The sequence below is a fragment of the Alkalibacillus flavidus genome, from assembly GCF_040545925.1.
GTDB lineage: Bacteria > Bacillota > Bacilli > Bacillales > Alkalibacillaceae > Alkalibacillus > Alkalibacillus flavidus.
Genome location: NZ_JBEPMX010000020.1, coordinates 1 through 11,187 on the forward strand (window position 1 = coordinate 1; position 11,187 = coordinate 11,187).

The 11,187-nt window shown below is 32.6% G+C and carries 6 protein-coding genes and 1 pseudogene; 5 read left to right on the forward strand and 2 right to left on the reverse strand.

What is annotated here, in order from left to right; genetic code table 11:
* Window positions 1-280 precede the first annotated feature (280 nt).
* The 4 genes from ABID56_RS12730 to ABID56_RS12745 all read left to right on the forward strand — a co-directional run bounded on the left by ABID56_RS12730 (window position 281) and on the right by ABID56_RS12745 (window position 5,393).
* Window positions 281-1,630: an SIR2 family protein gene (locus ABID56_RS12730; RefSeq protein WP_354221809.1), complete on the forward strand. Its 1,350-nt coding sequence runs from the start codon at window positions 281-283 to the stop codon at window positions 1,628-1,630.
* A 552-nt stretch (window positions 1,631-2,182) separates the two neighbouring features.
* Entirely contained in the window at window positions 2,183-2,359 is a 177-nt protein-coding gene (locus tag ABID56_RS12735) for a hypothetical protein (RefSeq protein ID WP_354221811.1), read from the forward strand.
* 209 nt (window positions 2,360-2,568) lie between these two features.
* Window positions 2,569-4,149, forward strand: a complete 1,581-nt coding sequence (locus ABID56_RS12740) for an McrB family protein (RefSeq protein ID WP_354221813.1) — start codon at window positions 2,569-2,571, stop codon at window positions 4,147-4,149.
* On the forward strand, window positions 4,149-5,393 hold the full coding sequence (locus ABID56_RS12745; protein WP_354221815.1) for a 5-methylcytosine restriction system specificity protein McrC: 1,245 nt from the start codon (window positions 4,149-4,151) through the stop codon (window positions 5,391-5,393). The genes ABID56_RS12740 and ABID56_RS12745 overlap by 1 nt, the downstream gene beginning before the upstream one ends.
* 24 nt (window positions 5,394-5,417) lie before the next feature.
* On the opposite strand, the gene ABID56_RS12750 is transcribed toward ABID56_RS12745, so the two are convergent.
* Window positions 5,418-6,503, reverse strand: a complete 1,086-nt coding sequence (locus ABID56_RS12750; RefSeq protein ID WP_354221817.1) for a DNA cytosine methyltransferase — start codon at window positions 6,501-6,503, stop codon at window positions 5,418-5,420.
* Window positions 6,504-7,806: 1,303 nt separating this feature from the next.
* Here ABID56_RS12750 and ABID56_RS12755 point away from each other — a divergent pair.
* Window positions 7,807-8,731: pseudogene (locus ABID56_RS12755) on the forward strand (aldo/keto reductase).
* A gap of 299 nt (window positions 8,732-9,030) precedes the next feature.
* Here ABID56_RS12755 and ABID56_RS12760 read toward each other — a convergent pair.
* Window positions 9,031-10,830, reverse strand: coding sequence for a cation:proton antiporter (locus ABID56_RS12760; protein WP_354221819.1), 1,800 nt, complete (start codon window positions 10,828-10,830; stop codon window positions 9,031-9,033).
* Window positions 10,831-11,187 lie beyond the last annotated feature (357 nt).

The following is an 11,187-nucleotide window of genomic DNA, read 5'->3' on the forward strand; positions in this document are numbered from 1 at the left end:
ATAGTCATCGAATGAAGAATCGAACTTCCATATTTCAGGAAGAAAGTGTTCAGAATTAATTAGCAAAAAGTGTTCATTTTTACTTGACGCTTACAGTTACCCGAGTAAAATTAAGGCAGTTATTAAAAACTAACTTTTATATCCTTAATTCGATAGTTAGATTAAGTTAATCATATTACAAAAATAAGCCATCGATTAATTTGTTGGCTTATTTTTGTATAAATATGTTATTGTGATAATATTCAGTCAGTTAAATTTTGATTTTTAGGGGGGATTTTAGTTGAGCTATGAACAATATAAAAGTGAAATAACAATAGATATTAAAGAATGCTTAAATGAGATGGGAACACAGCCAGTTTTATTTGTTGGTTCTGGTCTTTCTAAAAGATATTTCAATAGTCCTAATTGGATAGAGCTGTTGCAATGGCTGCAAAATGAATGCTCCTATATACCGCATGAAGTAGGTTATTATTTGCAAGGCGATTATCAATTAGAGGAAATAGGAACTGAATTCTCACAATATTATAGAAAATGGGCGTGGGATGGAAAAGAAAGATTCCCAGAAGAACTTTTTCACCCCTATGTTGAAAAATCTTCTTATATTAAATATAAAATTAAAGAATATTTCGAAAGTATCACTCCTATTAGCGAAGAAGAGATTAATAACGACATTCATAAAGCAGAGATAAAACATTTAAAGGCTATTCAACCACATGCCATAATAACAACAAATTATGATACATTTTTAGAAACTATCTTTAATGAGTATCAACCAATCATAGGACAAAGAGTCCTAAAACCTGACACCATGTCTATTGGTGAAATCTTCAAAATCCATGGATGCGTAAATGAATATAAAGAATTAGTTTTTGATAGGGATGATTATGAACTATTTTTAAATAAAAAGAAGTATTTAAGTGCAAAATTATTAACTTTTTTCGCAGAGCACCCTTTATTATTTGTAGGCTACAGCGGGAGTGATGAAAACATTCAAAGAATACTTTCTGACATAGATGAAATCATATCGTCTGAAGGTGAATTAATTCCTAACATATACTTTTTGGAATTTAATAATCAACTGATGGAAGATTCTGTACCGAAAAAAGAAAAGGTATTTGTCATAAACGGAAAAGAAGTAAGAGTTAAGTACATAGAAGCGAAAGAATTTGGTTGGGTTTTTGAAGCCTTTTCAATTAATAAAGCAATAGAAAATGTTCATCCAAAATTACTAAGAGCTTTATTTGCTAGAACTTTTCAATTGGTTAGAAGTGATATTCCAAGAAAAAGTGTAGAGGTTGATTTTCAGCTTATAGAAAGAGCAGTAAGTGAAGAAAGTGGTTTACCAAATTTATATGGAGTATCATTATTGGATGATCCAAGTCAAATAAATATGAAATACCCTTTTATGTTAACACAGGTAGGGAAAGAACTTGGTTACTCAAACTGGCATGGAGCAGACAGACTTATTAAACAAATTAAAAGCGATCAGGGAATTAATATTAAAGAGAGTGATAATAAGTATCATGTGACAATAAAAATAGGTAATTCTGAGAGAAGTAAGTATTCAATAGATGCAATTGAGCTTTTGAGATCAGTACAAAAAGGTGAAAATTACACGCTGGACATATGAGTAAGTCCTAAAAGCTAATTGTTTCTAGAATATCAATTTCTTGAAACGAATTTATTACTAAAAATAAGATGCTCGTAAGTGCATATTAAAACAGCAATAATCTAAGTACCAAATCACGATTTTAGTTTTTGACAGTTTATCAATTTAAGTGCCACGGTTCTTTTGAAAGTTTGGAGTATCGATTTACGGTTAACATTTCCTTAGTTTATCATTAATGAGATTTAACACTTTCACTAAATATCCATAGACAATGGCAGTTAAAAAATAAAATTAGGACATGTCTAGAGTTGACTTAAATTATTTCTCTGTGCTCAATTGTTTTTCACTTTCGGAACTTTTTAGAGCGATTTTAGCTCGAAGTACCAATATTGATCCGTCCCCTTGTATTTCGAGGATGTGTATTTGGGCTTTTTTGACAAAACATATAAATCGTGATTTTATTTTACAACTATTGATATATAGTATTGATAACATCATGTTTAGGGAAACGGATTAATGAGAATTTAACTTTTACCATCCCATTAATGACTTGCATGACAAAACTCAATTATATTGTCTTCAAATAAGGGTTCAAGTCTGTGGGGCGATTTATTAGGTGATCAGGGATTTACTACAGTCATTTTGGATATGGATCTACATCGAGTAGAAGTCATTCAATTTCGTGATGAGGATAGTCGTCGAATGAAGAATCTAACTCTCATAATTCAGGAAGAAAGTGTTCAGAATTAATTAGCAAAAAGTGTTTATTCTATTTGACGCTTACACTCGAGTTGATGCTGAGAGGGTAATCTCCTAAGACAATTTACCTACCACTTTACACAAATTTAATGATGATATACCTTATAAAAAATTACACTTAATCAGGTTTATTGAGTTATTATTGTTTTACTAATAGAATTAAATTATAATTATTCGGATATTAATTGGTGGTGATTATTGTGGGATATTTTCTTGATACAAAAACGATAGAAAAGGCTTATAAAGAGTTAACTAAAAAAGAGGTGAAAAACCCAAGTGTTCTTTTTACATTTTTAATTTTAAAGGGGTGTAATTATAATAATTTATCATTTGAACCCTTAAAAAATATAACAGAGTACGGTGTAGATTTAACAAAAAGACTGAGTTGGTTGTTTGCTCCATACGAAAAACCTACAAGTAAATCAAACTTTATCAATCCGTTTAATATGTCTGAATGGGGGTCTAATCCTAAAGAATCTTTAGAAAAGTGGGTGAGAACAAGACTTAAAAATAATATCATTGGTGGAGCAACTACTTGGAGAAATGTAATAATCGAAGATCTAAAAAACCAACAAATTAAATTCACGTATAATTACATAGATGAGATTAATAGTTTAACACAAATTAATGAACACAAAATAAATTTAGTAGCATTATCGATATGGGCAAATCGTTTCACTCAATTTGAACGAAAAATCACCTATAGTGAGCTGACTAATGAATTTCTTAAATCATATAATATAATTAGTAAAGAGAAGGAATTAATTTTTCATGCTGATAACGATATAGAGTTAGATTTTAGTGATGAACCGCATAATGCATCATATATTAGGTCTATTATAGGATCGCCAAACAATGTGGATTATTGGACCAATGTTGAACAAGTATATGAAAAAAATGATATGTATGGGAGGAAGTTTGAAATGCAAAATGTAAACCAAAACTCAGTTTCAGAGAAACGAATCAATGAATTACTATCTAAATATTTCCAAGTAATCTTGAGTGGCCCTCCTGGAACATCAAAATCATATTTGACTTCAAAAATAAGTGATAGTTTTGATACAGTAACTAATATACAGTTTCATCCTCAATATTCTTACCAACAGTTTATTGGTGGTTACATAGTTGAGAAGGATGAAGTAAACTATCGAAAAGGATTATTATTAAATTTGTTAGAGGAAATAAATAATAGTCCAAGTCAAAAAAGTCATTTATTAATTATTGATGAGATTAATAGAGCTAATTTAAGTCAAGTTTTTGGCGAAATAATTCAATGTTTAGATAGGGATCATAAAACTGAAATATTAGTAGATGGTCACCAAGAAGAGCTCTTTTTACCTAAAAATTTGTATATTATTGGAACAATGAATTCTTCTGATAGAACTATTGGGTCTATAGATCATGCTTTAAGGAGAAGGTTTATTAATGTTTATTGTGAACCAGACCCTAATTTGCTTATAGATCTTTGTCCATCACAAGATGGAATATCAGTGTCCGACTTATTAACAAAAATAAACCAAAATTTACTTAAGTCTCATAAAAATAGAGAATTACTTGTTGGGCACGCCAACTTCCTGGATGATAATGTTAAAGGAGAAGATGGGAAGTATTATTGGAATATTCACTCTCTTGAGTTGGTATTTAATTACAAGGTTTTACCTATGATTGAGGAATTTTGTTATGGAAATTACTTGCAGATAAAATCTGTATTAGGAGATCAACTTCCTTTAAGGTTGACAGGAGATGAGTTTGAACAAGCAATAAAGGAATTTCTAAAATAATGAGTAAAATAATTATTAATGAAAACAGTGATGTACCTCTAGAAAAAAAATATATATCAATTGCAGAAGAAATTTTGCGTGATAATGAGGATCTTCCAATAAAGATTAATAATAATACTTTGTCTTTTAAAGACTATACAGTAGGTGTGTTGAGGTTAGATGACCTTCTTATTGAAATTAAGTCTAGAAATAATGCGATCACCATGAAATCAATATTTGAAATGTATTCTTTTGTGTCATCGGAGTACAATGAATTTCAAATGGAAACTACAGGGTATGATATTGATAGTACATTTGAGTTATCATCTATTTCAAGTTATTTTTATAAAATTTGTTATGCTCTGTTATCTCAGGGGTTAACTGGAGTGTTTAAAAAAGTAGAAAAGTATTCAGATATAGTAAAAGGGAGTATTGTATTTGAAAGTTATAATAAATATGAAGTACCATATAAAGGTGTTAATATAATTGATGAGAATTATACACTAAACTCTTTACAAAACCAAATAATTAAAGCTGCTTTAAAAAAATTGATAGAATATGAACAAAAGGAAGAAGTTATAATAAAATTAAATACATTACTGAGAGAGTTCGATTATGTGGATGACAGAGAATTCACTTATCAAGAACTAGATGAAATAAAACTGAGATTAGATTCATTTTATTCTGCAAACGACTATTATCCCATAGTGCTTGATTCTTCAGTTAAAATTTTAATGGATTTAAAAGCATCATATAGTAATGGTTCTGTAGAGTGGTATTCATTTTTAGTTAATTCAAACGACATTTTTGAAAAGTATGTCAGGAAACTATTGGATAAAGGTTTGAATGAAAGTGTTACAAAGTGGAATGAACCCAAAGTGTTTACTAGTATTAAAGGAAATGATCAATATGGAATAAAAAGTTATACTCCTGATATTTTAATTGATTATGATGAATATAAAGACATAAGTAGGGCAGTTATAGATGTGAAGAATAAAGAATTCAATCCCTCAACTGGAAATGTAGCTGATTTAGTTAGTTCAAATGATTTATATCAGATATTATTCTATTGTAGACAGCTAAAATCTAATATCGGTATAATAATTTACCCAGTAAACAATAACTATGAACCATATGTGATTGAAATAAATGATGAAGGCAATCCCCAAATTTTTCTCCTATCAATCAATATGAAAGATAAGTTTGAAAACAGATATATTAAGCTTGTGAAAGAAGTGAAAGATCAAATATTAATTAATACATAAAAGGTGCTAAAAATTTAGCACCTTTTATACCTGTAATTTCATTTGGTTGTATTTAGGAATTGGTATGCTTTTCTCGTAATAGTATAACATTTGCTGAATTATTTCTTTTACGACTGGTACCGTTACTGCATTTCCTAATTGTTTTATAGCTTGTCCGTTAGATACATTAAACTCAAACCAATCCGGAAAACCTTGTAATTTTTTACATTCTTCTACAGATAATCTCCTCTTCAGATCCCATAATTTAGGTTCCCTAGAAGCAATTATTGAAGGTGCGACACTGTCTATACTACTATAATAAGCTTCTTGTATTTGTGTCTTTGCTTTATCACCTATGTGAAATCTTAAAGTTTTATCTGGCTTTAGATAAGAATAAATCCCATACTTTCCTTTCTTAGTCTTGGGATCATATTTTGAATTATCGTGCTGAATTCTATCTTCATCAGTTAATTCTAATTGTTTAAAATGATAATCGATACGATCAGTCTCAAATTTTGTTAATTTTAATGATTCATCAGTATTATTTGTATCAACAATGTCTCTTAAAGCAGTTCCACTATTATTACCTGACGGGAATTCAAAATAAATATCATCTTTAAAACCAACACAAAACCATCTTTGTCTATACTGAGGTACTCCAAAGTCGTAACTGTCTAAAGTAGTCCAATAAATATTATAACCAATACTTCTCAATGTTTTTTCTATAGTATTTAATGTATCACCTTTATTATGCGATTTTAATCCTTTTACGTTTTCTAATAAAAACATCTTTGGTTTTTTGGAACGTAAAATTCTAACAATATCGAAAAATAAAGTTCCACTTATTTTATCATCAAATCCCTCTAATCTCCCTGAGTAGCTAAAGGGTTGACAAGGAAAACCAGCTGTTAAAATATCAAAATCTGGTAGCTTTCTTGAATCAATTTCCTTAATATCACCATAAGGTTTTTCTCCAAAATTATGCTCGTATACTTCACAAGCATATTTATCAATTTCTGAAGAAAACACACATTCCATATTGTGTGAATTAATCATTTCATTCGCTAACCTAAACCCACCTATTCCTGCAAATAAATCAATAAATTTATAATTTCGTTTTTTCGAATTCATAACTCATCACCTTTATATGTCATTAACTTTATATTATTTAATTTTACCACAGGATTGCAATTAGTTTATTACACTTATATATTTTTTAAAGCAATAATTAACTTTAAGAAAATTAGATATACGCTGTTATTAAGTTGACGCACATTAGTTTTTGTAAAATATGTGAAGGTAAAAGTGGTAAGTTTGCCTTGTTGTTAATAGCGGAATTAATTTATACAAGGAAAAACCCTACCCAATCTCTACTAGTGTAAGATAAAATGGTTGTGAAAATCAATTGAATGATTCGTGCGTTCTTTTGTCCAAGAGAAGATTAAGATGGGTATACATGAAATAAATAATTTTCTGAACGGAACCTTCTTCAAACTTATACTCTTGGTATTATCAGTAAAAGTAATAAAATAGTTCAGAGGATATTTGTGCATTGGAGAGACGGTGAAAACAATTGATCCTACAGCTTACGTGCAGTGTTTTATAGTCCATGAGAGGTGTTGTGAATTCGGAAAAATTATCAGTGAAGATATGAAATACATCCACTTCGCCAGTTATAAAGAACGCAAAACCAATTAGATATGTTTTATTATGTTTGGGATGAAAATATTTGGAATCCACTAGCTTGGAAGAGGTGTTTTTAATTTTTTAATCATATTCTTGAATAAACCTTCATCCAAAATCACGATGATTTACATGAAAACATTATCAAGAGCAGCATAAAAAAAACGTTTCAAAAAAGTAAATAAACTGTCAAAGGAGGTAGTCTTGTTGCTTAATTGTCTATAGTTAAGAAGGCTTGTTCAAACTCAACAATTCTATACAATCATTGAATCCTTAACCCAAATCCTTTTGAAGCTTTATTTTATGCTGTCTGTCTTTGACTTCTGTAAAGACGTTATTAGAATTATTAGTTTGTGTTTCTGAATTGCTATTCTGATGAGGTTGATTGGATTCAAGCAGCGATTTAAGCATCTGATTATCCTGTTTAGTCGCATATTGGTGATCAGACTTTAACGCTCAGCCTAACTGACCGTTCGTTTCTATGGTAGCTCATTGTATATCACTGATATGTTGGATGTTTTGTTGTCTCATTCTCTTTTCAAGCATATCAACAGATTAAAGTGTTTAAACTTATCTAGAATTAGTAAGGTTACAACCTAAAACGATTTAAATTTCCAAGTCTTCATGTTTTAGTGCAGTGTGTAAGTGGGAAAAGATATATGTAACTTCATGATAAGGAGGATTTTAGTTGAATTCGTTAGAGCAAGCACTTAAACATAAAGTAGGTCTTGGAACCGCGCCATTAGGAAATATGTTCAGAGACGTTCCCGAAGAGGAAGCACAAAAAACCATACAAACTGCCTGGAATCAAGGAATTCGTTATTTTGATACTGCACCTTTTTATGGAGCAGGTTTAGCGGAAATGCGTTTAGGCGAGGCGTTATCAGCGTATAATCGTGATGATTATTTCATAGGTACGAAAGTTGGACGTTATATGACCGATGAAAAAAAATACAGAAGGCTTATTTGAGGATGGTCGTCAAAATAAAGTCATAACGGATTATACAGAAGAAGCCACTATGAAATCTATTGAACAAAGTTTAGCCCGGTTAAAAACCGACCACTTGGATATGGTCTTCGTTCATGATGTTTCCCCTGATTTTCATGGAGATGAATGGATTACAAAGTTTGATGAGGCTAGAAATGGCGCCTTTCGTGTCTTAAGTCGCCTTCGTGAAGAAGGAGTGATCAAATCATGGGGACTTGGTGTTAATACAACCGAACCGATTGAACTAGCAATGGACTTGGAAGAAGCTCAACCTGATGTCTGCTTATCTGCCACACAATACACGCTTTTAAAGCATGAGCATGCCTTAGAACGCATGCTGCCAAAAGCTGAGGAAAAAGGTGTCGATATCATTGTAGGAAGTCCATTTAATTCTGGTGTGTTACTTGGAGGATATCATTTTGATTATGCTAAAGCTGATGCTGACATAGTCAATCAAGTAAAGCGGTTAAAAGTAATTGCAGAACATCATAATGTGAGCTTGAAAGCAGCAGCCTTACAATTTTCAACTGCCCATCCAGCAGTAAAGGCTGTCATTCCAGGTTCAACACGTCCGGAACACAATGCAGAAGATGTAGAGATGATGAATCAAGACATTCCACAATCGTTTTGGAATGAATTAGTGGACAAAGGGTTTATTTCTCAGCGAGCACCACTGCCAACTAGATAACGAAGTTTTTCAAGAATAGATAAGCAATTATGAAAAATCGGGTGCATTAATGAAGTATAAAATAAAAAATCACTTAGATACATTGGTGAGAACCTTATGTAACCGATGAGTTTCTCATTCTCAATATGGAAGTATTCAAATTTTAATCTAAATAGAAGGAGACTGTTCATGTGATTCAAACAGTCTCCTTTTAATATTGTGATCGGATTTATGCCCAAGTTACTTCATTCTGATTGATCGCGTTATGAGTCGTTTATGAAAAGATTAAGAAATCTAGACCTGTGAGCGTCAATTGGCTTCTAAGACGACTCTTCCTCTGGTGGAATGAGGCTAATGACAAAATCCCCTTCTTCTGCTGTTATTTCCGAATCGGGAGTGAAAAACTCTAGTTCTCCTGACTTTCTATGCACGAATAATCGGATTTCTCTTTCGCTTCTGTCTTGGTTATATTGTTGGTCATTATATTCCTTTGTGATTGACGTTTTTTTAAATTCAAAACCATTTTCAATTGCTTTGGAAAGGGTTGTTAAGGTATATCCCTCTCCAAATAAAACTCGCCCGCCTATTGTAGGTTTAAGATCTTCAACTGTTTCACCTTCTTCGACGCTTAATCGAAACACATGATGGCGGCCATATTCAGGAATGTATGTCGAACAGACGAGTGCATTGTAAGCATCGGAATCTGTCCCTGTAATGAGGTAATCAAATGGGGTCAGATCAATAGAGTGTTCAGTTTCTTCCGACAAGATCTCGCCATGATGATAAGGTAAGTCAGCTTCCTTTACGTTTTCTAATTTCTCAGAAGAAGAGTCCACGATTTTAACAGGAATGTTTAACTGTTGTAAAAACTGCCCAAATGCAACCGAGAAAGGGTTACTATCCACTAGCAACACGCCAGGTTGGTCATCTATCGAGAGGTCTAATGTTTTGGCTAGTGGTTCTAATGTAAAGCCATGGGCACATACCGTGAAAAAGACGAGTGCAAACGTGACAGGGGTGACAATGGTGGCATCTGTGTATCCTTCTTCTAATAAGATAGAAGCAAAATAACTTGATACGGTTAAAGCCACGATCCCTCGTGGTGCAATCCAACCCACTAATGCTTTTTCACTGAGCGATAAATCCGTTCGAATGGTGGAAAGAAATATAGATAGTGGACGAACAAGAAATAACATTAACACGACAAAGGCCAAGATCTCTGGCTGTAAGATATCGAATAGTGTGTCCATCGTTAAAGATGCTGTTAACATCACAAAGATGGTAGATAGGAGTAGAATCGAAATATTCTCCTTAAAATGGCGCATATCTTCAATCGACCGAACGCCAATGTTAGCTAAGGTCATCCCCATGACGGTGACGGCTAGAAGTCCAGCCTCGTGCTTAATTTCATCGGCAAGCGTAAAACAACTAATCACAATCGTAAACACAATAGGGGATTTAAGAAATTCGGGAATATACCCTTTTTTAAACATCCAACCAACACCACGACCACAAGCCCACCCGAGAAGTCCAGCTAATAGAAACCCAATAAAAAATTCGAGTAATCTTGATAAATCCGCTGTGCCATTCGTTAACACGATGATCACTTCAAAGGCTAAAACGGCTAGTAAGGCTCCTAAAGGGTCTACGATAATGCCTTCCCATTTCAATATTTTTGCTGGTCTTGGCTTTAACTTGGATTGACGTAATAACGGTAGAATAACAGTAGGCCCTGTAACGATAAATAAGGCGCCGATCACGAATGAGACAGCCCAACTTAACCCTGCAACATAATGTGCAGCTAGTGAACCTAAAATCCAACTTAATAATGCACCAATTGTTATAAGTCGAATAACGGGCCGACCCAGTCCTTTTACTTCTTTTATATTTAGACTTAAACTACCCTCAAATAAAATAATGGCAACGGCAATAGAAATTAACGGTTTATATAAGTCGCCAAATGTACCTTCAGGTTGGATTAGGTCAAAGAAGGGTCCTGCCAATAAACCAACAACGGACATGACGACAATGGCAGGCATCTGAAAACGCCAAGAAATCCACTGTGAACCCATTCCTAATAAGATAATAAGCATGATTTCAGCTAAAACAGATAGTGTCATATGGTATTGCTCCTCCTACTGCATCTTGCCTAATCCTGTTTTAGATTTCCCGTATCGACTTCGTTTTCTTTTGCACGACCGAGCTTAGTTGCTGCTTATGTAGCGGTATCTTTATTTAGATCAATAATTACAACCCAATCATTTTCATTAACGATCGCCTTCTTGGTGATTTACCTATAGCTTTTGATAAGGGAAAAAATCTATACTTTGGAAAGTTAAATTCTCTAGGAGAAATATAAATTTGGCTACCACTTTAACGAATGAGAGTGTAAAATATTTTGTGTAAATAGAATATGACCACGTGATGGTATAGAAAAAGGAAGACCCTTTCTGTAGAATAAAGTTAGCACACAACAT

Bases quoted from the DNA above. Each gene is read 5' to 3' on its own strand.
- ABID56_RS12745 (WP_354221815.1), top strand. From the start codon at position 4,149: ATGAGTAAAATAATTATTAATGAAAACAGTGATGTACCTCTAGAAAAA.
- ABID56_RS12760 (WP_354221819.1), bottom strand. From the start codon at position 10,830: ATGACACTATCTGTTTTAGCTGAAATCATGCTTATTATCTTATTAGGA.
- ABID56_RS12750 (WP_354221817.1), bottom strand. From the start codon at position 6,503: ATGAATTCGAAAAAACGAAATTATAAATTTATTGATTTATTTGCAGGA.